This window comes from Agrobacterium sp. AGB01 (assembly GCF_014851585.1).
Lineage (GTDB): Bacteria > Pseudomonadota > Alphaproteobacteria > Rhizobiales > Rhizobiaceae > Agrobacterium.
The window spans coordinates 278,128-303,341 of sequence record NZ_JACVAB010000005.1 but is presented as its reverse complement, the minus strand read 5'-3'; the positions used below and the strand labels follow the sequence as shown (position 1 = coordinate 303,341).

The following is a 25,214-nucleotide window of genomic DNA, read 5'->3' as shown; positions in this document are numbered from 1 at the left end:
ATGAAACCCTGGCGACTTGACGCAATCGGCCAGACATTGCTTGCCTGGCCGATCCATCTAAAGCAGGTACTTATTCCTTGCGGAGCAGAAATGTCCGCGATCAGGCAGCAGCCTTGACGGGCGCGCCGATCGTCACGGTTAGCGTGCCGAGATTGTCGATGCTTCCCACGAGTACATTTCCCTCGGTAACGGGCCCTACCCCGTCCGGCGTACCGGTCATAATGACATCTCCCGGCTCCAGCGAGTAATAGCGCGATAGAGTTGAGATGATTTCCGGTGTGCGCCATATCATCAGGCCAAGGTCTGAGTCCTGATGCGCCTTGCCGTCGACTTCCAGTTTAATACGGCCTGTTGCCGGGTGACCGACCTGTTCAACGGGATAGACTGGACCGCAAGGTGCAGACAGATCGAATGACTTTTTCAACTCCCATGGCGAACGTGGCCCTTCTGCGGTGTCGAGAAGCGTCCGTCGTGTCATGTCGAGGCAGATGCCATAGCCGAATACATGCGATAACGCCTCGGCTTCGGGAATGTCATATCCCCCTGACTTCATGACGACCATCAGCTCAAGTTCGAAATGAAAATCATTGGTTTTGGGCGGATACGGCACGGTCCCCCCATCCTGAACCACGCAGTCGCGGGGCTTTTGGAATACAAGCGGAAAATCGCGTGTTTCGTCTCCGCCCATTTCACGCACGTGGGCAACATAGTTGCGCCCGATGCAATAGATGCGTCGGACAGGAAATCGTTTGTCACTGCCAACGACAGGCAGGCTCGGTTGCTCCGGTGCAGGCACGGCAAAGGTGGCTTCTGGCTTCATTTAGGCAATCCTGAGAGTTTGATACGCCTCAGAACAATATGCATGTTACTGCGTCTGTCTATCAAAATCTGCATATTTTTAAAAAAAAGAAAAAAATATGAATATTGATTGACAGTCCGCAAAGATAGTGACTTCCTGAAGACGTTGCAGAAGACAACGAAGGGGAACAGCAGATGATCACACGCAGAACACTGATGGCCTTCACGGCATCCGCCGCGATGTTTCTATCCGGCCATGCCATGTCCCAGGAGAAAAAGGAGCTGGTCATTGCCTATCCCAGCTCCATGGGACTGGGTTATTTCGCCCTCTACAACGCAATCGGAGAGGGATATTTTGAGGAGGAGAATATTACGATCCGTCCCGAAAGCCTCAATGGTTCCGCCCAGGTAATCCAGGCTCTGCTTGCTGGTCAGGCGCAGCTTGGCCATCCCGGCCCCGGTCCGCTTTTGAATGCCCGTGGCCGCGGTGAGGATCTGGTCTATATCTACAACTACTTTGCGCGCAGCCAGTTTAACCTGGTAACGACAGAGGATTCACCCTTCCAGACACCTGCAGATCTCAAGGGCAAAGTCATTGGTGTGGGTACGTCGGACGGAGCCGAAGTCGCTTTCGTGCGATCGATCTTCGATGCCGCCGGAATGAAGGAAGGCAGCGACTATACCTTTATTACCGTAGGTGAAGGAGGAATGGCCGTTGCCGGGTTCGCAAACAAATCAATCGATGCATACGCCGCCGATACTGCCGGCACCGCGACGCTGCGTTTGCGCGGTGTAAAACTGCGCAATCTGACCCCACCCGACTTCAAGGCCTATTTTGGCAATGGATATGTGACGACACGGGCGTTTCTCGATGACAACAAAGATGTACTTGAGGGCTTCGGGCGCGCACTCGTCAGGGGAGTGAAGTTCGGCATCGATCCTGCAAACCGCGAAGCAACGCTGCAACATGCACAGATGGGCAACCCGCAGCAGCTAGAGGACAAGGAATTCGCAAGCGCACTTTTGGATATCTACTTCGATCTCACCACACCGCTCGATCCCACGAAGGGTTATGGATACCAGAACCCCGTGGCGTGGCAGCAGTGGCAGAGCACCCTTGTGGCGGCAGGCGATTTGAAGCAGCCTTTGGACAATCTCGAGCAGGCCTACACCAACGAGTTCATTGAAAAGTGGAACGCTCCGAGATGATAGCTGCACAGAGGAAAGCTGTGGTGGAAAAGCCTGACAAGCCGGTCTTTCAGTTGAGTAATGTCAGCAAGATCTATGGCCAGCGCGACGTTGTTGCGCTGGAGGCTGTCGACATAACGCTGAACAAGGGGGAATTTCATTCGGTCATTGGCTCCAGCGGGTGCGGAAAATCAACGCTTCTAAAGATCATGGCGGGTCTGACACCTCCATCCCGAGGCAGGGTCATGCTATCGGGAACGCCGGTTATGGGGCCACGTCCGGATATTGGCATGATGTTCCAGCAAGCGACATTATTTCCATGGCGAACAACACTGGAGAACATCCTTTTACCCCTCGAAATCCGCGAGGGACGCGCCGTGGCTGCCGCGGCGCGAGCAAAAGCCGAAGCTCTTTTGTCGCTGGTCGGTTTGAAGGGATTTGAACACACCTATCCCGGTCAGCTCTCAGGCGGCATGGCACAACGGGCAGCAATTTGCCGGATGCTGATTGCAGATCCCGATGTACTGCTGCTGGATGAGCCGTTCAGTGCGCTCGATGAAATCACTCGCGATTTCATGAACATGGAATTGCAAAGAGTGTGCCTCGAACGCGGCGCCTCGGCATTTCTCGTGACGCACTCCATTTCAGAGTCTGTCATCCTGTCGGATATTGTCCACGTCATGTCCGCAAGGCCTGGACGCGTTGTCAAATCCATCAAGATCGACCTACCTCGCCCAAGAACACTTGAAATGAGCACGCTGCCGGAATTCGGGCATTACACGTCCACCATTCGCAACCTTCTCGACAAGGGGGCTTTCCTATGACCGATGCAACATCCTCCGGCTTGATGTCAGGCTCGGAAGACGACACCGTATGGACAGAGCGGGTTTCATGGATATCCCTGCTCCCCAGGTGGGTCTCAATGACCATCCTGATGCTGGCATTTCTGTCATGCTGGCAGCTTGTGTCGTCGGCAGGCATCGTTTCCCAGCTGATCTTGCCATCACCGCTGGCCACACTTTACGACCTCGGATTTGTGGGCCGTAACCTGCTGTCTGGCCAGTACATGCTTCCCGCACTGTGGGTCACCGCGCAAGAAGTCTTCTGGGGCTTCATCCTTGCGCTGGCAATCGGCGTTTTTCTTGGAATGCTTGTCGGTGAGACCTCGTTCGGCGAACGCGCAGTGATGCCCTATGTCGTAGCAATCGATACCATGCCCAAGCTTGCATTTGCGCCATTGTTTGTTGCGTGGCTGGGTTTTGGCATCACCTCCAAGGTCGCACTTGCAGCCTTCATATCTGTTTTCCCCATTGTGGTAGGTACGGCTGCAGGGCTGCATGCCGCAGATGAGAATGCCAGAATGCTCTTTAAAAGCATCGGCGCATCACGGTTGCAGACACTGCTCAAACTCAAAATTCCCACCGGACTGCCACAGTTCTTTACAGGTTTGAAAATTGCTTCGATAAGCGTTGTATCTGGCGCGATTGCCGGTGAGTTTCTGGGTGGGGGCAAAGGATTTGGAGAACTGATCCGCATCGCTGCTGCTCAACTCGATACGCCGCGTGTATTCTCGCTAATTATGTATCTCAGCCTTCTGGGCCTGCTGATGTTCGGACTGGTTTCATGGATGCAGTACCGGTTTGTTTTCTGGCAGAGAGGCCCGGATGCGGTCAGAAAGACAAAGAAAAAATGAAGCTTCTGTCTCATGGAAAGAATGAATGGCAAAGGTGAGCGACAAGACAACGCTGGCAACCGCAGTGTACCAGAAGTTGCGAATGGATATAATCAATGGCTCATTCAAGCCTGGCGAAAAGCTTCGCATTGAAACGATTGCCGCCAATTATGAAGTGGGTAGCAACGCGGTTCGGGAGGCATTGTCGCGGCTTTCCTCCGAGCGGTTGGTCGATCGCCACGAGCAGCGCGGTTTTTCTGTCCCGTCCATAGCGCTAGAGGAATGGCGCGTCTTGGTGAAAACACGCTGCTGGCTTGAAACCAGGGCGCTGGAAGAATCCATCAACAATCGCACCGCAGTCTGGGAAGAAGGCATCGTTGTCGCATTCCATCGGCTGTCACGCTATAAGTCGTCGGGTTTTCCCGATGACAGGCCAGGCTGGGAAGATGCGCACCGCAGTTTCCATCGCGCGCTGTTGTCGAATTGCGGCTCGCCCTGGTTGCTCGACTTCTGCGACATCCTTGCCGATCACGCCGCACGCTATGTCTCCATTTCCAATGCGTATCGCACCGTCCCCCGTGACGGCACCGCCGAACATGAAGCCCTTATGAGGGTTGTGATCGACGGCAACAGCCAGGATGCCTGTGCAGCGCTCATCACACATTACACAAGAACGCTCCAGTTGATCGAGCACCTGTTCGATGGAGGTGTCATGACCGGTAATCCCGGAAAGACAACCGATCTTCCCGCGATTGATCCTGCAGAACTGTTGAAACTCAATTTTTGAAAGATTAAAATGAAGTTCCCGGTTTCCCCGAAATACGTTTCCCGCCGCTCACCTGTCATGGCGCGCAATGTCGTTTCGACATCGCATCCGCTGGCCACTGAAGCCGGTCTGTCGATGTTGCGCAAGGGTGGTAATGCGGTTGACGCCGCACTTGCTGCAGCGATTACCCTGCCTGTGGTAGAGCCTACTGGTAATGGGCTTGGCTCGGATGCGTTCTGCATTCTTTGGGATGGCAAGGAACTTCACGGCCTCAATGCCTCGGGACGTTCACCCGCCGGTTGGACGCCGGAACGCTTCACTGGTTCTTCAATGCCCCGCAGAGGCTGGGAAAGTGTTACGGTCCCGGGCGCTGTTTCCGCCTGGGTTGATCTTTCGTCGCGCTTTGGCAAACTTCCGTTCGAAACTCTGTTTGAACCGGCGATCCATTACGCCTCGCACGGCTTTCACGTAACGCCGATTATTGCCGACCAATGGCAACGAGGAGCTGATGAGCTGAAAAGCCAGCCGGGGTTTGCGCAAACCTTCATGCCTGGAGGACGGGCTCCGGGTGCTGGCGAATTATTCCGCTCGGCTGATATGGCGCAAAGTCTGCGCCTGATTGCGCAAACGAAAGGCGAGGCATTCTATAGCGGCAGCCTGGCTGAAAAGATCGCGGCATTCGCAAGAGAAAATGATGCTGTACTGAATGTTGATGATCTCGCGCAGCATAAAAACGACTGGTGCGGGACCATCAGCCAGAACTTTGGCGACACAAGCCTTCATGAAATTCCCCCTAACGGACAGGGAATTGCAGCGCTGATGGCGCTCGGCATCTTGCAAGGCACCGAAATTGCGGATCTGGACCCCGACAGCCCCGAAGCAATGCACTTGCAGATCGAGGCCATGAAACTGGCATTTGCCGACATTCACGCCTATGTCGCCGACCAACTGCATATGACCGACGTCACCATTTCACATCTGCTAGAGCCAGCTTATCTGGCCCGACGCGGCCAACTAATTGATCGCACAAATGCGACAAACTTCCCGACCGGCGCGCCGAAAGACGGTGGTACGGTATGCCTTGCCACTGGTGACGAGAGCGGAATGATGGTCTCGTTCATTCAGTCGAACTATGCCGGTTTTGGCTCGGGCGTGGTTGTGCCTGGGACGGGTATCAGCCTCCAGAACCGTGGCTTCGGCTTTTCGACCACCGATGGTCATCCAAATCAGGTCGGTCCTTCGAAACGGCCATTTCATACCATTATTCCAGGCTTCGTGATGGGCAAATCGGCACCGGTCATGGCTTTTGGCCTTATGGGGGGACCAATGCAGGCTCAAGGTCATCTCCAGATGATGCTACGTACGCAGGTATGGGGACAGAACCCGCAAACCGCCGCAGATGCTCCGCGCTGGCGGGTGATTTCAGGGCTTGATGTCGCGCTGGAGAACTCAATGGATGCGGCGACAATCGAAGGACTTGCTGCACTGGGCCACCGCGTTACAGCCGAGGCCCCCGAGGCAAGCTTCGGGTTCGGCGGCGCTCAAATGGTCCATCGCATCGATGGTGGCTATGTTACGGGGTCAGACCCACGCAAAGACGGTTGCGCGGCGGGATTTTAAGGGAAACATCGCGGTTGCAAGGCTTCTAGTTGTTTGAGCCTCGACCGTCGCATGGCTTGACGGACGGATGAGCTGTGCAGGAGCGCCAATAGGAAAACTGATGCCTAACTTTGTTCACTCGAACGAAGAGGCCTTGTAATCGGACAAATCGGCACGACCTTCGGTTATAGTGACAGCTTGTTTTCGGACCGCTGTCGCCGAGGGGCAAAACCTTGCTCCCAACCAAGGAGGCCAGCATGTCTTCCAGTCCAGCAGAAACAGTGCAGATCGACAATGCCGGCTTCAAGCTGATCAGGGACGTCCTGAGGGCTGCCGGTCTTCGGGGTATTGAAGCCGACGCCAGTTCCGACATGAAACGCGACGCACTGATTTTTCTTACCACCGAGTTCCGTGATGGAACCAGGACGAAAGCTCACCTTTTGAAAGCTCTCACTCGGAGAAACCGTTCTGCAACAGCCACGGTCCGCGTTGGGCACTTGTCGACGGAAGATTCCATCGCCAGGTCACAGGATAAAGGAGGCTTTTGATGGCTATCACCTTTCCAAATGAAGCACGCAGTTTCGACGATAAAAACAGGTGTGTGCGATTCAGCGGTTATGACGGAATGTTCGAGGTGAAATTCTATCTCGCGACTGAGGTACTCGCCTGTGAGAAATCACACCGAAACGCAAGCGAGAGCGACTATCTGACATCGTTCGACACGCTGCGACCGAGAATCTTGAAAGCAGCTGCCTCTGCCTATGCGAAAGAAGGAAGCAGTGCCATTTCCCTCAGTCTCGAGAATTTCCGCTGAGGAGATCATTACACGGGAAGGGACGACTGTGCACCATTCAGCCACTGAAACACCTCCCTCATCAGCAGAGGTAAAAACCGTCCTGGTCAGCGAGTTCGCAAGACGGTTTCGCCTGGATCAGATCGAGGAAAACAGATTACGGAAGCTCCTCGGCCCAGTTGCCAAAGAAATAGATCTACTCAGAAACGCGGGCCGATAGGCGCGGATAACTATTGGCCTTTTGCACTCAGGTCAGGACGCCCATGCCCATGCAGCCGTGATTGTTGTGTGATGAAAGCGTAGCTTCTGATGCTGCGGACGACAGCCTCGACCTTCAAAAACAAAGGACAAGCAGCATGAAGTCAATTCAGGAATGGCTCAATGACAAGTGCGAGGAAATGGCCACTTCTTCAGGGTTCTCCAACGACACAGTCTATTTCGAGCGACAGGCGGACATCTTGTGCACTCAAGCCCGGGAAGACGGCTACGGAACTCTGGAGCTCGCGGACCATTGTGAGGGCAATATCGCCACCTATCTCATGAACCGGGTCAATACTCTGAACCGAGCCGAGATCGTACGCGCAGTCGAGAACGCACCGTATGGAGAATGACCACTATAGCTCAGGCCGGTCCGAGCCCGTCGTCTGAGATCAGCAGGTGAGCCGTCAACCAAGTTAAAGTCGTGGGTCAACGGGCAATTACCACTCGTGTCATGCCTGATACCTTCAAATATCGCGTAACCGCTTAACAGGAGCAATCATGACCAAGGACAATGCAGACACAACAGCGCAAGAGGCTGTTGAGGAGACGGCAAAAAAGGCACCGATTGCCTCGGACAACCCAGCCGCGGGTCCCCACGCCAAGCAGCACTTGATGGACAAAAGCAAAACACCGGGCACTGGCACTTTGCCCGATGTTGAAGACAAAAGCGTTTCGCCCGACGGCGGCTGATATCGATGAACACACAGGAGAAAGCGACAGGATCGCCAAACAACGCGCGGTCTTTAATGCTGCATACCGCTCCTCTGATTGGCGACACCATTCGTCGGCACCTGCGCCCAAGGTAGGATCACAACCAGGAGGCATTGGCCGATTACATGAAGCGATAATCCGCTCGATGTTTAGCAGCAAGGGAACCGCTTACTTCCAGGCTTGTTAGAGCTACGTACCAATGCTGGTACGGTCATGGCGGCGATCCTGCTGTTCAATTCAGTGAGGGAGCGGGCGCTACGCGCAGTGGAGAGTGGACGATGTCAAATGTGACCAAAACAAGCGGCCTCGAAAACGATAATAAAACGAGTGAAACACATTTTGGGCAATCAGTAGAAAGCCTGGCGCAAATGCGGGATAGCGCGTCAGCCGAAGGACCGGCCGGTGAACCCCTCAATATCTACAGGCTGGAACCAACCGCCAGCATTGACGATCCGAGGTGGCAGAATGCTCCTCCGAGCGGTCCCATCACTGTTGCTGCTCGCACTTCAGGCGACGCCCGGTTTGTCGCATCGAGCCGTGAAGTGGACTTCATGGAAATCGATTCCGCTCCAGCCGAAGACGTCACAACCGTCAATGCCAGTGCATTTCGAGACGAGAAGCTTTATACCGTCATCGAAATCGAGCACGGCCGGACCGATGTCCGTCGAGGTGTAATGGAAGGAACCGTTCGGGTCGATGCAATCCGGCCTCTGAAGGACTAGCAGTGAAACGGTGTTAGTTTTACCACACTTGGCGAGGCGTCACCATAGATGGCCTTGGGACGTAGATATGTCTCGCAGGCTTTCGGCTGGAAACTCGGGATCGCGACCGATCATCCCCAAGAAGGATATTGATAAGTCGAGCGATGTGCGGGGCAGAGCACCACCTATTAACCTGCGAGACCATGTTGGGAACTACGCGACCCCGGCCCTGCACGACGCTGGAGCGGGCTGCGCGCGCGAGCCCGCTCTAACACCAGATTACCCGTTTAAGGCTTGAGGTGCTTGAGCATTTCAAGCGGCCGCTTATGCGGCGGCTTGCCTGCGGGGCCCAGCGCCTCAGTGCGTCCATCTTCGTGAACGATGTAGCTTCCGTGCAGGAAACCATCGTCAAAGCGGCCCTGTATCGTTACAAGTTCACTTGATGCGACAAGTTTACCGCCCTCGCCTTGTGGCCCAGTTTCGACAAGTGCACGACCGGAGTCGTCCTGAACGATGAACTTGTTGCCAAAAATCTCGGCCACCTTGCCTCTGATTGTAACGAGGCTGTCATCCGCCATAGCGGAGATTGCGACAGGCGTCATCGGAGCCACCTCGACGCTCGGCCTTGCCAACTTCATGGCGCCCGCGCCTCCTGCGAGGCCGACAACGAGCCCAAGCGCGGCCAGTCCAAATGCACCAGCGCGCCTGCGTCTACGGCTCGGATCATGTGGCAGATGCGGCTCAGTTGGATCAACGGTATTAATGTTATCGGATATAGACATCGTCGTCTCCTTTGGTTCAGACAACACCGTTCTACGCCACTCTTCCCGGCAACAGCCTGAACCAATCGGTTCAGCTTGAGTTAAGCGTGAAACTCATAGAACATTGCTAATCTTAGCCAGGATCGGACCTTTGGATGCGCGTACTTCTTGTCGAGGACGATATGGATCTCTCCAGCCGTCTCGCAGCGAGCCTCCGGACGGAGAATTTCGTTGTCGATATCGCACGCAATGGAGAGGACGCCGAGCATGCCGGCCTTACAGAGATCTTCGACGTCGCAATTCTCGATCTCGGCCTTCCGAAAATTGATGGCGTTTCAGTCCTGAAATCCTGGAGGGACGCAGATCGATCCTTCCCCGTGTTGGTTTTGACCGCGCGTGATGGCTGGCCCGATAAGGTGGCAAGTTTCAAAGCTGGCGCCGATGATTTTCTCTCCAAGCCATTCAAAATTGAGGAGCTTGTCCTGCGCATCCGCGCGCTTGTGAGGCGCGCCACGGGCCATGCAAGCGCTCGAATCAACTGCGGGCCACTGACGTTTGATGCACAGCTTGGCACGTTCGAGCATAACGGCGTACCCCTGAAGTTAACGGCGCTCGAATGGCGCGTACTGTCCTGCCTGACGCTGCGAAAAGAAACAGTGGTCGACAGGCGTGAGCTTTTTGAAAGGGTCTATGACGGCGACGCGGAGGTAGATTCAAATTCGATTGAAGTGATCATAGCACGCCTGCGCCGCAAGATCGGCCCGCAGCATATCGAGACCGTGCGGGGTCGTGGCTACATGCTGACGGCAGCATCATGAATATCTCAAGGCTTCTGCAGCGCTCAACGATATCCGGGCGGTTAATTGCGTTCTCCGCTATCTTTGTTGTTGCCGCAATCGTCGTCGCTTCAGTCGTCCTCTGGCTGATCGTCGCTGGTGTCGTCCGTTCGCAGGTCGATCAGCGCCTCGACACTCAGATACAGGCGTTGCGGAGCGCCATCACCACCGCCCCCGACGGTGCAGTAACACTTTCCATTCAGCTCGACGGGCCACCCTTTGATAGGCCGGGATCCGGGTGGTACTGGCAGGTTTCCGGACAGTCCGTTCGGCTTACATCTCGCTCACTTTCCAACGGCACGATTGAGACACCAGGTCACGCTTTCGAATGGCGCCAGCTTTTCGCTGGCATGCCCAGGCCCGGTGGCACCACAGCACTACGCGGACAGGCCTTGCACTCGAGAAGGGCAGAGGCAACCGTCGGCGACAGGATCGTGACGATCACCGCCACCGCACCAGAAACTGCCCTGACCTCCCCCGCATTCCGGTCATTGATGTGGCTTCTTCCCGTCATGGCGCTGCTTGGCGGCAGTCTCATCGCAGGTACTATCTTGCAGGTTAGGTTTGGTTTGCGCCCCCTTCGCCAAATGACGGCAGATATTGGATCTGTGTTGACCGGCAATCGTTCGACCCTCCCCGAGCCGGGCGTTGAGGAACTTCGACCTGTCGCAACTGAGATCAATCGACTGATCGATCAAAGTGCGCAGCGTCTTGCCGACACGCGCGTGCATTTTGCAAACATGGCCCACGGGCTTAAAACACCGGTGGCCAGTATGATGCTGGCTCTCGATGATACAAATGACCCAGATAAAAGCATGAGAAAGCTGATTGAAAGAATTGACCGGCGTATTCAACATCATCTCGCCGACGGTCGTAAGGCAACAGTTGGCGATATGGCTCGCTCAACATCAACGGTCAGACCTCACCTTAAAGACCTGCTTTTTGTTTTGGAACGGATCTATGCACACAAACATCTGTCTGTTGAATGCAACATCGACCCTTCTGTTGTTGTAGGCTGTGCAAACGAAGACTTCGATGAAATTTTTGGCAACATTCTCGACAACGCATTCAAGTGGGCAAATGAAACCATCCGGATTTGTGCTCGGATCGAAGGTTCAGCCGTAACGATCGGTATTTTCGACGATGGACCAGGCATGCCCGATTCCAGCATCGAAGACGCGCTTCGCCCCGGATTTCGACTTGACGAAACTGTTGCAGGAGATGGCTTTGGCTTAAGCATATCGAAGGAGATTGTAGAACTGTACGGCGGCAGCATTGAATTGGCACCGATGAACCCGGGCTTGATGGTTAATGTGAAGCTCCCTGGCTCCCAAGATCTTAGGTGACGTAAGGTATTACCCACTTGGGACAATCCGGCCAGCGACAAGGTGTGCAACATGGAGTTGGGTCTGACCCTGCAATCCGCAGCGGCGGCATTTAGACCTGTTGGCAGGATGGCACAAGGAATTTAGCTGCATCCAGTCCTTTGAGGCGGTTATCTGGCACCCTCAGGCCAAAACAATTTTCTAAACACAAGTCCGAGGAAACTTAAAAAGATCTGCGGTGTTACTGCATATGCTGAGCGGGTACCCTGGATTTCCAAAACGAACCCCGACCCGTCCGGCAAATCGTCGCCTGATGCTCACGATGGCTCCCGCAGGTTGTGATCGCTTTTTTCAGGCAATCCGTTACAGCACGAACTCACATATTGGAAACCATGGCAACTGAAAGCACCATCAAGGTTCGCGACCAGTCAAGCGGCAAGAAGCTGCGGCGGTTAGTGGTGATCAGTGATTTTCAGGAAGGGCCGCCCAGTTCTGTGGACACGCTATCTGTCGAGATGTCTCGCCAAAAGTGGATCAGCGGTTCACAAGGCCCTCCTCCCAGCCCTGTATCGTCACCACATCAGGTCATCGTTGAAGGCGGTTACATTGAACGCCTTCCTCTCGCCGCGCTCAAGAATGAGCTTGTCGACTGCGCGGAAGTCTGGACACACTGGCGTGGAGATCTCCCTCCGAAAGACCTGATATCTGCTAGCCCTTTCTTGAGGCGTCGCTCCTTCAGGATGAACGGTCCAGAGGCTCCGTTCTCGTCAAACGACATGCTGGGTCATATACAGGCCTTCGGGCCACCTGCAATATTGTGTGTCTGGGGTCTTGGTGTGAGTGAAGACATTCTTCTGGCATGCAGCGAAAGCTTCAAGATCTACAATTCCATCGATGCTCCCGCCCTTCGGGTGCCTGCAGAAGTAAGCCGCCACTTTGATCTTGTTATCACCGGTGCTGAGTGGCAATCGGAAATTGTTCGAGCTCGTCATCCAGGAATGCGAACCGCAGTCATGCCCATCGGCCCTGAATTCGCTTCCGAGATCACGTTCAGACCTTTGAACCTGCCCAAAATATATGACGTGATCTACGTCGCGGCAGCGCAACCTTACAAACGGCATGACATCCTGTTTCAGGCTCTCCACAAACTGCCGCGAACCTTAAAATCGCTTTGCGTGTGCGGTTATGGCGAAATGATGAGCGATTTACGCCGCCAGGTGGAAGAACTCGGCATCAACGTCGACTTTGTAGATCCTCCAGGCGTACCCTTCGCGGAAGTAAATCGGCTGATGAACCAGTCGCGCATGGGGGTCGTATGCGGTATCGACGATGGTGCTCCGGCGATACTAACCGAATACATGCTGGCTGGCATCCCTGTCCTTGCCAACAGCCTTCTGTCCTGTGGGTTGCAGTATATAACCCCAGACACAGGCCGGACCGCAACGGCTGAACTTTTCCATGAAGGCATCAGCCTTATGTTGAATATCCCAGATGCCTTTCATCCGCGCAAAACTGTGTTGGAAAACTGGACCTGGCCACACAGCATCCAGAAGCTGCAAAACATAATCGACGAAACATAGCCAGATATCTTCAGCAACTGGAACATTATCTGACAATTGTTGTTAGGGGGCTGTCTGTTGCGAGGTAAGTTATGAATCGCCTGAGCTCATTCCCCGAGAAGTTTCTACCCGAAAATGCCCCGCTCATCTGTTTTTCACATCTGAGATGGGATTTCGTGGTGCAGAGACCTCAGCATCTCATGCAGCGCTTCGCTGCAGATCGCCAAGTATTTTTCTTTGAAGAATTCATCCCAACGGATCATCACCTCGCCTATCTCGAAATCCACCCTTTCGATGGCACTCCAGTCAAGGCGGTTCGCCCACGGATTCCGCACTGGTGGAACGAGACCGAACGCGAGGCTGGCCTTGCAGGTCTTCTCAGCGAGCTCCTTGCGCTACACGGCGGCGAGCGGCCAGTGCTGTGGTTCTATACACCAATGATGTTTGGTTTTGCCAAGCATGTTGATGCTGCAGCAGTGATTTATGACTGTATGGACGAACTTGCAAACTTCAAACTGGCACCACCACACCTTAAGTCGACGGAAGCCGAGTTGATTGATCGTGCGGATGTTGTCTTTACGGGCGGCGTAAGCCTGTATGAGGCTAAAAAGCATCGTCACGACAATATCCACCCGTTTCCATCAAGCGTCGACAAATGTCATTTTCTGTCCGCTAGAGGCAAGCTGCCTGAGCCGCTCGACCAGGCATCGATTCCTCACCCGAGGTTTGGTTACTACGGTGTCATTGATGAAAGGCTTGATCTGGAACTGATTGGTTCACTAGCCGCTAGCCGTCCGGAGATGTCGTTCGTCTTTCTTGGACCTGTGGTGAAAATCTCGACGAGTGACCTGCCGCAAGCACCAAATATCCATTATCTGGGCCAGAAACGTTACGACGATTTGCCTGCCTATCTGTCAGGGTGGAATGTTGCCCTTATGCCATTCGCACTCAATGAAGCGACACGGTTCATAAGCCCGACCAAGACCCCCGAATATCTTGCAGCCGGTCGCCCGGTTGTTAGTACCGCAGTGACAGACGTTGTGCGCGGCTACGGAAATGTGCCTGGGGTGTTCATTGCCGATGGGACTGAGGATTTTTGCAATGCTTGCGATAAAGCGATCAAGATTGCAAAGTCAGGTACTTCCTGGCTGCGCGATGTTGATCGTGTCCTCGCATTATCGTCCTGGGATATAACATTCCGCTCCATGTCCGCTCTGGTGGACGAAGCAGTATTGCGAAATGGCAGCGCGCGCGATGCTGCTAAAAAGCCGCTCCTGAGGGAAAGTAGCCAGGTCCAGAGCGATACATATGACTACCTGATCGTTGGCGCAGGTTTTGCGGGTTCAGTTCTTGCCGAGCGGTTGGCTGCAGACGGAGACAAGAAGGTTCTCGTTTGCGACAGACGTCCTCACGTCGCCGGTAACGCCTATGATCACTATGATGAAGAAGGGGTTCTTGTTCACAAGTATGGCCCACACATTTTTCACACCAATAGCGACGAAGTCTTTGCCTACCTATCCCGCTTTACGGCGTGGCGCCCTTATGAACACCGGGTATTGGCGCAGGTCGGCGAATTGCGCGTGCCGATCCCGATCAACCGAACCACACTAAACATGATTTACGGGCTCGACCTGCCGAGCGAAGCAGCAGCTGCACTTTTCCTCGCTGGCCGCGCCGAACCATGTGATCCAATCTCGACGTCAAAGGACGTCGTCATTTCGCAAGTCGGCTCTGAGCTCTATCGGACATTTTTCGAAGGATATACCCGCAAGCAATGGGGTCTTGATCCCTCCGACCTGGACCGCTCTGTGACCGCGCGTGTTCCAACCCGCACCAGCACCGACGACCGCTATTTCCTCGACACATTTCAGGCCATGCCGCTCAACGGTTACACCCAGATGTTCGAGCGTATGCTGGATCACGATAATATCACCTTGATGCTGGGCACGGATTTTGCCGAACTCAAGCAGGCACGCCTTGCAAAACATATTATTTTCACGGGTCCGATCGATGGGTATTTCGACTATCAATTCGGGCGCCTTCCCTACCGAAGCCTGAAATTTCGGCATGAGACACACGATGCCGAATGGGTATTACCAGTCGCGGTCGTGAATTACCCCTCCGAGGAAGTCGAGCATACTCGCATCACTGAATACAAGCATCTGACAGGCCAGTCTCACGAGAAAACCAGCATAAGCTATGAATATGCCTGCGCAGACGGAGACCCCTATTATCCTATACCTCGGCCCGAAAACCAGGCTCTCTACAAGCGATACGAGGCACTCGCGCGTCAACTGGGTGACGTGACCTTTGTCGGTCGGCTTGGCACCTACAAATATTACAACATGGACCAGGTGGTTGGTCAGGCGCTTGCGACGTATAGACGCCTGAAGAAACGACACGATGTCGGCGCGGTACTGGCCGATATCCATCGTGACTGACAAGCTGCGAATAGTGCTCGCCACAGACAGCCTCGACCCATCAGGCATGGGCGAGCACATGATTGCACTTGGTCGAGCACTCAGTTTGGACTGGGATGTAACTCTGTCTTTGATAACGGAAGACCGGACAGGCGTGTTACCCCGCGCTGCGCGTCATGGTCTCGGCATACGGCTTTCTGGCAATCACGAAGAATTCGGCAACTGGCTGACCACAGCCGATATAGACCTCCTGCATGTCCACGCCGGGATCGGATGGGAAGGACATGATCTTGCAGCGGCAGGCCGTGAAAAAAACATTACGGTTATTCGAACGGACCACCTCCCGTATTTGCTGACAGATCCTGCACAAAAGGAGCACTACAGGCAGCAGACCCTGGGCGTCGCGCACCACATAGTCGTTTCCGCTGCATCAGCGGAAAGCTTCCGTAGCAGCGTCGATCCTGCCCGTCTATCAACCATCCGTAACGGTATTTTTCCTTTCGAGCCCAGCCTCGAAACTTCCAATTTTAAACAGGAGTTAGGGGTTGAGGGACGGATCGTTCTGTTAACCGTCGCGCGTTTCACGGCACAAAAAGACCATGCAACCCTCCTGCATGCACTGCCGAAGATTGTTCGGACTTACCCGACCGTGATTCTGCTGTTGGCAGGCTCCGGAAGCGAGCGGCAAAAAATCGAGACCCTCGTCAAAGAGCTTGGCCTTGAGGACCACGTCCGCTTTCTCGGGCAAAGACAAGATATTGCCCGGCTCATGGAAATTACCGAACTTTTGGTTCTCCCGTCGCTTTTTGAGGGCCTTCCCCTCGCGATACTTGAGGCCATGTCGCTTGGCGTTCCAGTCGTTGCCACGCGTATTGGTGGCACTGTTGAGGCTCTGGGCGACACTCACCCGTTCTTTGCAGAACCAGGCGTTCCGGATGCCATGGCCTGCGCCGTCATCGAAGCCCTCGCCGATCCTCGCCGCATGGCAGAGGCCGGGACAATGGGTCACGATCGCTTCTGCGACAACTTTTCTGCCCACCGCATGGCAGCGGAGACGGCCTCGATCTATCAGCGATTTATCAGCAAGCCAGCCAAGCGCTTTCACAAGGACAACTCCATGCAAAAGACACGTCTGGCCTTCATCGGTGCCGGGGGGATTGCCCAACGTCATCTGGATATCCTCGCGCAGTTTGCCGACGTGGAGATGGCAGGATTTGCTGATCCTGATTTGGCCAAAGCAGACCAGGCCGCGATCCGGTTTGGCGCGAGATCGTTCGAGCATCACCGAGACATGTTGGACGCAGTAAAACCTGATGCTGTTTATATTTGCATCCCGCCGTTCGCCCACGGGAAACCGGAACATGACCTGATCGAACGCGGGATCCCGTTTTTTGTTGAAAAACCGGTTTCGCTCCATCTGCCGACTGCCGAAGAAATCTCAGCGGCCGTCATCGCCAAAGGGTTGATCACGGCCGTCGGCTATCACTGGCGTTATCTCGATATCGTTGATGAAGCGCGGGCTCTTCTGGAGAACAATCCCGCCCAGCTCCTGTCGGGTTACTGGCTGGATTCTACCCCCCCACCCGAATGGTGGTGGAAGCAGGACAAGTCAGGCGGACAAATCATCGAGCAGGCGACGCACCTCCTTGATCTGGCTCGGTTTCTTTTCGGCGAGGTGACCGAGGTCTACGGCCGTGTTGGACACAAAGACCGACCAGACTTCCCCGGTTTGGATGTTCCAACGGCCACAACAGCCAGCCTCACCTTCCAGACCGGAGTGATCGCCAACATCGCATCCACCTGCCTGCTCGGCTGGAACCACCGCGTCGGCCTGCATATCTTTGCCGATCGACTTGCTATCGAACTGACAGACCGCGAAATCATGGTTGACGTTGGGAGCGGTCGACCGGTGCGTGCTGCCGACGGCGATCCCGTCTGGCGCGAGGATCGCGATTTCGTTGACGCCGTTCGCGGCGGCGAGAACCGTATCCGCTGCTCTTACGAAGACGCGCTTGCAACGCACAGGCTGGCGCTGGCTGTCATGTCTTCTGCACGTGCGGGGAAACCCGTACGGCTCGAAGCAGCACCTGTGCCGCGAACGCCAGTGGCACCCCTGATACACCAGCCGCGATCAGAAGAACCGCAGGCAGTGATGCCGCCTGGCCACCGCCATATTCGTTCTCTCGGTGTGGAGGCGCCCGGGCGGACCTACTTCTTCGAATATGAGGAAGGCCCTCCCGTCGATGGTCAGGTCAGGCTGGACACGCTCTATACTGGTCTTTCTGCGGGCACCGAACTGACTTTTCTTAAGAACACCAATCCCTATTTCCGGTCTCGGTTCGACCGCGATCGTGGCGTGTTCATCGAAAACGAGCCCGATCTGCATTATCCCGTTCCCTTTCTGGGATACATGGAGGTGGCGCGAATATCTCAATCCCGCGCCTTCGGACTTTCCGATGGCGCACTTGTCGGATCAGCTTACGGGCACAAAACCGGCCACACCGCTGACCTTTTCCACGACGTGCTGGTACCCTTGCCGAACGAACTTGATCCCTTGCTTGGCGTCCTGGTCGCCCAGATGGGCCCTATTTGCGCCAACGGTATCCTTCATGCTGATGCGGAAGCCTTTGGGCTACACGTTCCTGCTCTCGGGGCCGGCGTCAACGGTCGCCCCATTATGGTAATCGGTGCGGGAACCGTTGGCCTGATGACGGCATTGTTTGCCCGCTCGCTGGGTGCTTCGGACGTGATCATTACTGATCCGTCTGAATTCCGGCGGGGCAAAGCCGACGCAATGGGCCTCACGGCCATGACAGAGGAACAGGGCTGGCAGCATGCAAAGGCACGCTGGCATGATGGTGCGATGGGGCACGGCGCTGACCTTGTATTTCAGACGCGAGCCCATGCTGGCAGTCTGCACACGGCGCTAAAGTCCTTGCGTCCTCAAGGCACGGTGATCGACCTGGCGTTCTATCAGGGCGGAGCCGATCACTTGCGGCTCGGTGAGGAGTTTCACCACAATGGCTTGAACATTCGCTGCGCACAGATCAATCGAGTTCCCCGCGGGCTGGCACCGCTCTGGGATCGGCGCAGGCTGGCCCAAGCCACGGTGGATCTTTTACTCACTGAAGGCAAAATCATCCGTGAGCACATGATTTCGCATGTGCTTCCTATCGATGACGCGCCTGGCTTTTTAAACGACTTAATCAAGAATCGACCAGAATTCCTGCAGATTGTCTTTCAGGTGAACGAATGATTGGGGAGGCCGCACCTGTGCGAATTCTGTTCGTTTTTGCCTGGTTGGTCGTAGGCGGTGAGGAAACCGAAGTACGGCTGCTTGCAAAGAATCTGGATCCCAAGCGGTATCGTATCGATGTGACAGCATGCTTCCATAGACCTGGAATGACAGAGCAAACTCATGAGCAACTCCGCGCACTTGGCGTCGACGTTGACACGACACCCTACGGGCTGTCCTTCGATGATACGGTCGAGTATCTGGCCGGGAAAATTCCTCTCTACGACGTCGTAATATCTTGCCAGAACGTTGCTGACATTTACCCGGCACTCGAGCGATTACATCTGCGCCCGCCGCTAATCGAGCACGGCGGGCTTGTATCGGAGGCGCTGGCGGGACCTAAGCACTACACGACCAGATATGTTGGCGTCTGTCAGACCATCCGCGATGCAGCAGCTTCCATGATGCCAGGGCGAGAACATCATGCCTTGGAAATACCCTCCATGGTGGATCTTATTGCCTTTGATGCGAACGACCGTAGCGCCATGCGCAAGACGCTGGGAATTCGCGACGGTGATATGCTGGTAGGATGGGTCGGACGGCTGGATCCCAAAAAGAATGTTGAGGATTTTATCAAGGCGGCGGCATTCGTTCACGATAGGCATGAATCCGCACGCTTCGTCATTGTTGGCGGCCCGGACGCTTTTTACCCCGACTATGCAGAGCAGTTGAAGGAACTCGTGGCCACCCTTGAACTGGACAATACCCTGCAGTTTCTTGGGGACCGCAAAGATGTCCCCACCCTCCTTTCGGCTTTCGACATTTTTGTCTGGCTATCAACTGGTGAGGGCATGCCGCATGTTATAGCAGAGGCGGGTGCGGCAACACTGCCCGTCATCGCAACACCTGACAACGGCGTGCTCCAACAAATCGATCCTGGCACGTCAGGACTTCTCGTACCATTCAACGATCCGGCTATCGTTGCGCAATGTATTAGCGATCTGATTGTCTCACCGGAGCTGCGCAATGCCCTGGGTCAGGCATTGCGTTTGAAAGTAGAGGCAACCTACTCCGTCGAGGCGGTGCTGCCGCAATGGGAGAACCTTATTGACGAGGTGGTGAAAGAACGTCGGCCAGCTAAGCCGACGGGTCTTTTTCACTCCTTCCTACAGGGAGGATTTGAATGTTCTACACATCGTCTGCGTCCCAATGAAAATCAACCTACCGGGCGGCGCCTCGACCTAATAGCATCGACTGGTCACGATACTTATGCTGCTCAAGACTACCGCCAGCTTTCTGATCTTGGAATACGAACAGTAAGGGACGGTTTCCGTTGGCATCTGATCGATCGGCCAAGCGGCTATGAATGGACAAGTGTCAGACGGATGTTACGGGCGGCCTCGGAGGTTGGAACACAGGTCATCTGGGACTTGATGCACTACGGATGGCCAGACGATGTCGATATCTGGTCTCCCCGGTTCATTGACCGTTTTGCGGATTATGCCGCCGGCTGCGCACGAATTGTTCAAGAAGAGAGTGATGGTATCCCTTTTTATTGCCCCGTTAACGAGATTTCGTTCTTATCCTGGGGAGGTGGTGATGCAGCCTATCTCAATCCGTTCGCACATGGTCGCGGTTTCGAGCTCAAGGTGCAGTTGGCACGTGCAGCGATTGCTGCCATGGACGCAATTCTGACTGTGGACCCGCAAGCTCGTTTCGTACACTGCGAACCAGCTATCAACGTTGTCACGGATCCAGAACGCCCTTGGGAGGAACGTTTAGCCGACGGGCACCGGAAGTCACAGTTTCAGAGTTGGGACTTGATTGCAGGACGGTTATGGCCCCAGATCGGTGGCGCGGAACGCTATCTCGACGTCGTGGGTGTCAATTACTACTTTAATAATCAGTGGATCCACGGGGGACCGCCACTCGATATCGGGCACAGTCTATACAAACCCCTCAGCAAAATATTGATAGAGACTTACGCCCGCTACGGCAGGCCAATGCTGATTTCCGAGACAGGTATCGAAGATGAGCGAAGAACCGTCTGGTTCGAATATGTGACGAGGCAGGCTGACATCGCAATGGAAGCCGGCGTACCGTTGGAAGGCATTTGCCTGTATCCCATCGTCAACCATCCCGGCTGGGACGACGAGCGGGCCTGCCAAAACGGCTTGCTGTCTGCGGTGGCCAAACCTCCGAAAAGAGACGTCTATCAACCTCTTGCAACCGCCATAGAGATGTATTCCCTGACTCACCCGTGTTCACAAGCCAAATGACTTCTGCAGCAGGAACACTGGGAGAACCCAGACATGTGAGATTTTCGTTATCGCGATATTGATTTTCGCGATGCGAGAACGTAAATCTTTGAGTGACAGGAGCACTCAAATGACTGATAAAGCCAATCCCCCGCCCCCTTTAACCGCGCAACTCTGCTACTCGATCTATTCGGCCGGGATCGCAATACAGCGAGCATACAAGCCTTTTCTTGACGAACTCGGTCTGACTTACCCCCAGTATCTCGTGCTGAATATTCTTTGGGCTCAAGACGAGCAAACGGTTGGATCGATTGCCAACAGCCTTGCCCTGGAATCCAGTACACTGACACCACTCCTGAAACGACTTGAAGTTGCGGGCCTGTTGCATAGAACTCGCAGTAAAGAGAATGAACGGCAAGTTGTTGTGGCGCTTACTGACGAGGGGCGCGCCTTGCAGCGAAAAGCTGGTTGTCTAAGCGACGCTTTACTATCAGCGTCTGCACATAGTCCACATGATCTGGCCCTTCTCAACCGCGACATCAGAAATCTACGCGACGCAATTTACGCGAATATTGAAGGTTGGAGTGCTCCCGTCTGACCGACGAGAGCCCTGCATCTGTGCCAAGCACCATGACGACACTGTAAATGCATCCCGCCAAGATCAGTGCGTTCGCAACGTGGGCCATTAAGAAATGGCCCACTGCATTTTCTTAAGGCAGCTGGCCTAATTCTCTGATTTGAGCGCCGTCCACAGCCTGTTCAGCACACGCTGTTGCGTAGCGTCGTATGGTGAAATTGTAAAAAGCCTGTCGAGGACCGCCGCTGAAGGATAGATTGAGGGGTTTTTGCGAACTTCCTCATCTAGAAACTCTTGAGATGCAAGGTTACCATTTGCGTATTGTACGTAATTGGAAGCTCTGGCAATGACTTCGGGCTTCATCAGATAATTGATGAAAGCATGTGCTTCATCCACGTTTTTTGCATCGGCAGGAATGGCCAGATTGTCAAACCACATATAAGTGCCCTCTTTGGGAATGACGTAACCCAAATTGACCCCGTTGCCAGCTTCTTCCGCCCTTGCCTTCGCCTGCAGCACGTCACCCGAGAAACCGATCGAAATGCAAATGTCGCCTGTTGCAAGCTCATTGATATAGGCCGACGAATTGAACGAGCGCACCGACCGACGGATTGATTTGAAGACCTCAACACCACTCTTGAGATCATCCGATTGTTTGCTATCGGGATTTTTACCGAGGTAAGACATGGCAATAGCGACCGTCTCGTCAGGCGCGTCCAAAATATTGATGCCGCACGCTGCCAGCTTTTTTGCATTGTCGGGGGCAAAAAGTACGTCCCAGCTGTCGATTGCGACATCGCCTAACGCAGTTTTGACCTTGTCGACATTATATCCGATGCTTGTCGTGCCCCACATGTAATTGACGGCATATTGATTTCCAGGATCATAAGCAGCAAGCCGTGTCATGATGTCCGGCCACATATTGGGGAGATTGGTGAGCTTCGATTTATCCAGTTTCTGGAAAACCCCTGCGTTGATCTGTCTGGCAAGGAAGGGGCCGGTCGGAACAACAACATCGTAGCCTGATGCTCCTGCGAGGAGTTTTGTCTCAAGCAGTTCGTTGTTGTCGAATACGTCGTATATAACCTTTATTCCTGTTTCTTTTGTAAAATCATCAAGTATTGACTGTTCGATATAGTCGGACCAGTTGTAAACGTGCACAACGCGGTCAGCAGCGATGGCGGAAGTCGCACTACCGATAACGGCAGCGCCGAAGATTACGCGCAACAATATTTCGTGCATAAATGCCTCTTTTATGAAGTTGATAACATAGCGTCGCGAGTAATTCAGTGTGAGACGGGCCCTTCGACGGTGCCGACAAAGAATTGCCAGGCCGCGCCCCTAAGAGGCTAATGGCTGCAGCCAAGACGTTTCTGGATCAAACTGGGCACACTTGAAATACGGACGACGGCCAAAAATGCGTGCGACCTGTTTCCTCTGTATTTCCGTTTTGTGGATTCACATTTCAATTGCAGTACGACACCTGCGCGTTGCGCTATGTGACTGGCGAAACTAAAGCAAAGAATGGTGCGCGCAAAACATCATCAATGGCACAGAATAAAATATAGAACGGCCATGATGCTCAGCAGAGATAAGGCTGCCGCGCCGATCGTGTATAGTTGTCGGAATTCATCTGGTTCACCGTCGGAAGAATGGAATGACTGTTCATTGCGTTGCCTCAGATCCAACGTAACGGGCAAATCAGGAGCGCATTTAGCACCAAATTTCTGGCCAGATTTATCAAATAACCGATCTTGATAATCCCACGATATCAGCTCTTTCCTGCGTCTCTCGGATCGCTTTGGATTGAGGTCTTCAGGTCTGTCACTACTTGGCGCTTTTTCAGCGTAGTCCTCGGGTCCAACTCCCATTCCCTCACCTCCGTCGCATGAGAGACTAGAATTTCATGGCCGCTTTTCAGCCGAGTTACATTTCATTACTTATGTCTTATAAATGAAACATGCCCGGTTATTTGAAAGGTCTGCTCACACAGGGTAGCGAAGGTTTTCTGACGCTTACTGACGGGCAACAACAGGGCGACATTGCCGCCAGCACCCCACAATAGGACGCAGCTTACAGGCTCTGAGGAGCCTGTAAGCCAGTCATAAAGGTCAGGACGAAATTCCGTTATCCGCCTTTAACATGTCTGCCGCACGCTCGCCGACCACCACACATGGAGCCATCAAATTGCCCACGGGTATTCTCGGCATAACCGAGGCGTCGGCAATGCGCAGATTTTTGACACCATACACACGCAGGCGTGAATCAACGACTGACATGGCATCTCGTCCCATTTTGGCCGTACACGACTGGTGCCAATACGTGACAGCGGAGTTGCGTATAAAGTTCTCCATACTCGCGCGATCGCGTATGGCGGGAATGACTTCCCGCTTGATCAAGGACCGAAAACGATCACTGTTGCCCAATTCCCTGCACAATTCGATAGTGCGAAAGGCTGTCTCCATATCCTGAGGATCGCTCAGTGAGTTGGGTGTAACAATGATCGGGTCGTTGGGTTGCGAGCCGGACAGGCGAACGCGTCCACGGCTCTTGGGCTGAGCAAGCCCGGCGAACATCGTCCAACCATGTTCAGGCGCTTGCAATCCTACCTCAGGTGGCGGCGGCACTGCGAATTCCAGCTGGCACTGCACCATATCAGGCGCAGGCAAGCGCGCATCGCTCTTTGCATAGAGCACTGCTTCGCAGCCGCCACCACCCACCAATTGAGGTTTCAAATATTCCCAGGTGCAGCCGAAGGCTATGTGGTCCTGATGATTTTCCCCAACCCCCGGAAGGCCCTGGACCATAGGAATACCGTGGCGTCGCAATTCATTTTCCGGTCCAATACCGGATTGCATAAGCACTTTGGGCGTATGTACCGCCCCAAGAGATAGCACAACTTCGCGATCGGCACCGACGCGCAAAATCTTATCACCAACCATGGCTTCTACGCCGACGGCTGTCTTGCCTGAAAAAATGATCCGAGTGACAAGCGCGCCCGTCAAGACCGTGAGGTTTGGCTGGCTCATGATCGGTTGCGTATATGAACGAAAAATCGACTGCCGCTTGTTGTCACGGATTCGCAACTCAGCAATGGCGGCTCCGCCATCACCCTCCATCATCTCGCCATTGGCGCTTTCAAATTTTGCGATGCCGAGATCCTTCGCGGCATCAACCGTGATCTCCGCAAGCGGCTGAGGGGAATGGGGCTGTGCAACATATACCGGTCCACCCGCCCCCCGTCGTGTAGGATCAGCTTTACCCTGCCAATCTTCAATACGACGGTAATAGTTCAGAATAGAATCGTATCCCCAGTCCGGATCACCTGTCTCGTCAGCAAAATAGTCCCAGTCAGCCTTGTGACCGCGGGCCCAAACCATGACATTGATACTGGACCCACCGCCGAGTACCTTGCCCATGTTCAAGGGAAGACGACGACCATTAAGGTGTGGTGAGGGCTCGCCCTCGAATGCCCAGTCGTGCGATGAACCAAGATTAAGCGGCCATTGTGCCGGGTCTGAAATCGAAGGCGCGTTGTCGTCGCCACCAGCCTCAATAAGAAGGACCTGAACGTTTTTGTCCTGGGCCAGGCGAGCAGCGACCACAGAGCCGCTAGAGCCAGCTCCGCAGATGATGAAATCGAAATGGGTACGAAATTTAGTGCGATGAGCCCGTGCTTCCGGACCGTCGCGGTCTGTTGTGGCGTGTTCCATAAGTCACCTTGTATGTTGAATTAAATGTGTTGTTGCGCCGA

At 54.3% G+C, this 25,214-nt stretch carries 22 protein-coding genes; 17 read left to right on the top strand and 5 right to left on the bottom strand.

The genetic code is table 11. The features are described 5' to 3' along the window. Nucleotides 1-100 precede the first annotated feature (100 nt). Nucleotides 101-820 (bottom strand): fumarylacetoacetate hydrolase family protein, encoded by a 720-nt coding sequence (locus IB237_RS18635; RefSeq protein WP_192490192.1) that lies wholly within the window; start codon nucleotides 818-820, stop codon nucleotides 101-103. A gap of 173 nt (nucleotides 821-993) precedes the next feature. On the opposite strand from IB237_RS18635, the gene IB237_RS18630 reads away from it, so the two are divergent. The 10 genes from IB237_RS18630 (at nucleotide 994) to IB237_RS18585 (ending at nucleotide 8,510) form a co-directional block, all read left to right on the top strand. Next, nucleotides 994-2,007 (top strand): ABC transporter substrate-binding protein, encoded by a 1,014-nt coding sequence (locus IB237_RS18630; RefSeq protein ID WP_192490191.1) that lies wholly within the window; start codon nucleotides 994-996, stop codon nucleotides 2,005-2,007. After that, nucleotides 2,004-2,810 (top strand): ABC transporter ATP-binding protein, encoded by an 807-nt coding sequence (locus IB237_RS18625; protein ID WP_192490190.1) that lies wholly within the window; start codon nucleotides 2,004-2,006, stop codon nucleotides 2,808-2,810. Before IB237_RS18630 ends, IB237_RS18625 begins: the two co-directional genes overlap by 4 nt. After that, on the top strand, nucleotides 2,807-3,679 hold the full coding sequence (locus IB237_RS18620) for an ABC transporter permease (RefSeq protein WP_192490189.1): 873 nt from the start codon (nucleotides 2,807-2,809) through the stop codon (nucleotides 3,677-3,679). The genes IB237_RS18625 and IB237_RS18620 overlap by 4 nt, the downstream gene beginning before the upstream one ends. A gap of 25 nt (nucleotides 3,680-3,704) precedes the next feature. Further along, nucleotides 3,705-4,445: a GntR family transcriptional regulator gene (locus tag IB237_RS18615; RefSeq protein WP_192490188.1), complete on the top strand. Its 741-nt coding sequence runs from the start codon at nucleotides 3,705-3,707 to the stop codon at nucleotides 4,443-4,445. A gap of 9 nt (nucleotides 4,446-4,454) precedes the next feature. After that, nucleotides 4,455-6,044, top strand: a complete 1,590-nt coding sequence (locus tag IB237_RS18610; RefSeq protein ID WP_192490187.1) for a gamma-glutamyltransferase family protein — start codon at nucleotides 4,455-4,457, stop codon at nucleotides 6,042-6,044. A 236-nt stretch (nucleotides 6,045-6,280) separates the two neighbouring features. After that, nucleotides 6,281-6,571, top strand: coding sequence for a hypothetical protein (locus IB237_RS18605; RefSeq protein ID WP_192490186.1), 291 nt, complete (start codon nucleotides 6,281-6,283; stop codon nucleotides 6,569-6,571). Continuing rightward, nucleotides 6,571-6,837: a DUF1488 domain-containing protein gene (locus tag IB237_RS18600; protein WP_192490185.1), complete on the top strand. Its 267-nt coding sequence runs from the start codon at nucleotides 6,571-6,573 to the stop codon at nucleotides 6,835-6,837. Before IB237_RS18605 ends, IB237_RS18600 begins: the two co-directional genes overlap by 1 nt. 335 nt (nucleotides 6,838-7,172) lie before the next feature. Further along, the gene (locus tag IB237_RS18595; protein WP_192490184.1) at nucleotides 7,173-7,427 is read left to right on the top strand and encodes a hypothetical protein; all 255 of its coding nucleotides are present in this window, start codon (nucleotides 7,173-7,175) and stop codon (nucleotides 7,425-7,427) included. 148 nt (nucleotides 7,428-7,575) lie between these two features. Continuing rightward, complete coding sequence (locus tag IB237_RS18590; RefSeq protein ID WP_192490183.1) at nucleotides 7,576-7,767, top strand: hypothetical protein; 192 nt, start codon at nucleotides 7,576-7,578, stop codon at nucleotides 7,765-7,767. 299 nt (nucleotides 7,768-8,066) lie between these two features. Further along, nucleotides 8,067-8,510 carry a hypothetical protein gene (locus tag IB237_RS18585; protein WP_192490182.1) on the top strand — a complete coding sequence of 148 codons (444 nt, stop codon included), beginning with the start codon at nucleotides 8,067-8,069 and terminating at the stop codon, nucleotides 8,508-8,510. Between the two features lie 266 nt (nucleotides 8,511-8,776). On the opposite strand, the gene IB237_RS18580 is transcribed toward IB237_RS18585, so the two are convergent. Beyond that, entirely contained in the window at nucleotides 8,777-9,271 is a 495-nt protein-coding gene (locus IB237_RS18580; RefSeq protein ID WP_192490181.1) for a hypothetical protein, read from the bottom strand. Between the two features lie 134 nt (nucleotides 9,272-9,405). On the opposite strand from IB237_RS18580, the gene IB237_RS18575 reads away from it, so the two are divergent. From IB237_RS18575 to IB237_RS18545, 7 genes are all read left to right on the top strand, one after another. Then, nucleotides 9,406-10,068, top strand: a complete 663-nt coding sequence (locus IB237_RS18575) for a response regulator transcription factor (RefSeq protein ID WP_192490180.1) — start codon at nucleotides 9,406-9,408, stop codon at nucleotides 10,066-10,068. After that, nucleotides 10,065-11,432 (top strand): HAMP domain-containing sensor histidine kinase, encoded by a 1,368-nt coding sequence (locus IB237_RS18570; RefSeq protein ID WP_192490179.1) that lies wholly within the window; start codon nucleotides 10,065-10,067, stop codon nucleotides 11,430-11,432. Before IB237_RS18575 ends, IB237_RS18570 begins: the two co-directional genes overlap by 4 nt. 371 nt (nucleotides 11,433-11,803) lie before the next feature. Next, complete coding sequence (locus IB237_RS18565; RefSeq protein ID WP_246788082.1) at nucleotides 11,804-12,991, top strand: glycosyltransferase; 1,188 nt, start codon at nucleotides 11,804-11,806, stop codon at nucleotides 12,989-12,991. Nucleotides 12,992-13,062: 71 nt separating this feature from the next. After that, the gene (glf, locus tag IB237_RS18560; RefSeq protein WP_192490178.1) at nucleotides 13,063-15,411 is read left to right on the top strand and encodes a UDP-galactopyranose mutase; all 2,349 of its coding nucleotides are present in this window, start codon (nucleotides 13,063-13,065) and stop codon (nucleotides 15,409-15,411) included. Beyond that, entirely contained in the window at nucleotides 15,404-18,646 is a 3,243-nt protein-coding gene (locus IB237_RS18555) for a glycosyltransferase (RefSeq protein WP_371815364.1), read from the top strand. Before glf ends, IB237_RS18555 begins: the two co-directional genes overlap by 8 nt. Next, nucleotides 18,643-20,904, top strand: a complete 2,262-nt coding sequence (locus tag IB237_RS18550; protein ID WP_192490176.1) for a glycosyltransferase family 4 protein — start codon at nucleotides 18,643-18,645, stop codon at nucleotides 20,902-20,904. The genes IB237_RS18555 and IB237_RS18550 overlap by 4 nt, the downstream gene beginning before the upstream one ends. Nucleotides 20,905-21,013: 109 nt before the next feature. Further along, nucleotides 21,014-21,481, top strand: coding sequence for a MarR family winged helix-turn-helix transcriptional regulator (locus IB237_RS18545; protein WP_192490175.1), 468 nt, complete (start codon nucleotides 21,014-21,016; stop codon nucleotides 21,479-21,481). Between the two features lie 126 nt (nucleotides 21,482-21,607). On the opposite strand, the gene IB237_RS18540 is transcribed toward IB237_RS18545, so the two are convergent. From IB237_RS18540 to IB237_RS18530, 3 genes are all read right to left on the bottom strand, one after another. Then, a complete protein-coding gene (locus IB237_RS18540) occupies nucleotides 21,608-22,702 on the bottom strand; it encodes a polyamine ABC transporter substrate-binding protein (protein ID WP_192490174.1) in 1,095 nt (364 codons plus the stop codon). A 302-nt stretch (nucleotides 22,703-23,004) separates the two neighbouring features. Next, nucleotides 23,005-23,331 carry a hypothetical protein gene (locus IB237_RS18535; RefSeq protein WP_192490173.1) on the bottom strand — a complete coding sequence of 109 codons (327 nt, stop codon included), beginning with the start codon at nucleotides 23,329-23,331 and terminating at the stop codon, nucleotides 23,005-23,007. 240 nt (nucleotides 23,332-23,571) lie between these two features. Next, nucleotides 23,572-25,173 (bottom strand): GMC family oxidoreductase, encoded by a 1,602-nt coding sequence (locus IB237_RS18530; protein WP_192490172.1) that lies wholly within the window; start codon nucleotides 25,171-25,173, stop codon nucleotides 23,572-23,574. Nucleotides 25,174-25,214 lie beyond the last annotated feature (41 nt).

Bases quoted from the DNA above. Each gene is read 5' to 3' on its own strand.
- IB237_RS18635 (WP_192490192.1), bottom strand. From the start codon at position 820: ATGAAGCCAGAAGCCACCTTTGCCGTGCCTGCACCGGAGCAACCGAGC.
- IB237_RS18630 (WP_192490191.1), top strand. From the start codon at position 994: ATGATCACACGCAGAACACTGATGGCCTTCACGGCATCCGCCGCGATG.
- IB237_RS18625 (WP_192490190.1), top strand. From the start codon at position 2,004: ATGATAGCTGCACAGAGGAAAGCTGTGGTGGAAAAGCCTGACAAGCCG.
- IB237_RS18620 (WP_192490189.1), top strand. From the start codon at position 2,807: ATGACCGATGCAACATCCTCCGGCTTGATGTCAGGCTCGGAAGACGAC.
- IB237_RS18615 (WP_192490188.1), top strand. From the start codon at position 3,705: ATGGCAAAGGTGAGCGACAAGACAACGCTGGCAACCGCAGTGTACCAG.
- IB237_RS18610 (WP_192490187.1), top strand. From the start codon at position 4,455: ATGAAGTTCCCGGTTTCCCCGAAATACGTTTCCCGCCGCTCACCTGTC.
- IB237_RS18605 (WP_192490186.1), top strand. From the start codon at position 6,281: ATGTCTTCCAGTCCAGCAGAAACAGTGCAGATCGACAATGCCGGCTTC.
- IB237_RS18600 (WP_192490185.1), top strand. From the start codon at position 6,571: ATGGCTATCACCTTTCCAAATGAAGCACGCAGTTTCGACGATAAAAAC.
- IB237_RS18595 (WP_192490184.1), top strand. From the start codon at position 7,173: ATGAAGTCAATTCAGGAATGGCTCAATGACAAGTGCGAGGAAATGGCC.
- IB237_RS18590 (WP_192490183.1), top strand. From the start codon at position 7,576: ATGACCAAGGACAATGCAGACACAACAGCGCAAGAGGCTGTTGAGGAG.
- IB237_RS18585 (WP_192490182.1), top strand. From the start codon at position 8,067: ATGTCAAATGTGACCAAAACAAGCGGCCTCGAAAACGATAATAAAACG.
- IB237_RS18580 (WP_192490181.1), bottom strand. From the start codon at position 9,271: ATGTCTATATCCGATAACATTAATACCGTTGATCCAACTGAGCCGCAT.
- IB237_RS18575 (WP_192490180.1), top strand. From the start codon at position 9,406: ATGCGCGTACTTCTTGTCGAGGACGATATGGATCTCTCCAGCCGTCTC.
- IB237_RS18570 (WP_192490179.1), top strand. From the start codon at position 10,065: ATGAATATCTCAAGGCTTCTGCAGCGCTCAACGATATCCGGGCGGTTA.
- IB237_RS18565 (WP_246788082.1), top strand. From the start codon at position 11,804: ATGGCAACTGAAAGCACCATCAAGGTTCGCGACCAGTCAAGCGGCAAG.
- glf (WP_192490178.1), top strand. From the start codon at position 13,063: ATGAATCGCCTGAGCTCATTCCCCGAGAAGTTTCTACCCGAAAATGCC.
- IB237_RS18550 (WP_192490176.1), top strand. From the start codon at position 18,643: ATGATTGGGGAGGCCGCACCTGTGCGAATTCTGTTCGTTTTTGCCTGG.
- IB237_RS18545 (WP_192490175.1), top strand. From the start codon at position 21,014: ATGACTGATAAAGCCAATCCCCCGCCCCCTTTAACCGCGCAACTCTGC.
- IB237_RS18540 (WP_192490174.1), bottom strand. From the start codon at position 22,702: ATGCACGAAATATTGTTGCGCGTAATCTTCGGCGCTGCCGTTATCGGT.
- IB237_RS18535 (WP_192490173.1), bottom strand. From the start codon at position 23,331: ATGGGAGTTGGACCCGAGGACTACGCTGAAAAAGCGCCAAGTAGTGAC.
- IB237_RS18530 (WP_192490172.1), bottom strand. From the start codon at position 25,173: ATGGAACACGCCACAACAGACCGCGACGGTCCGGAAGCACGGGCTCAT.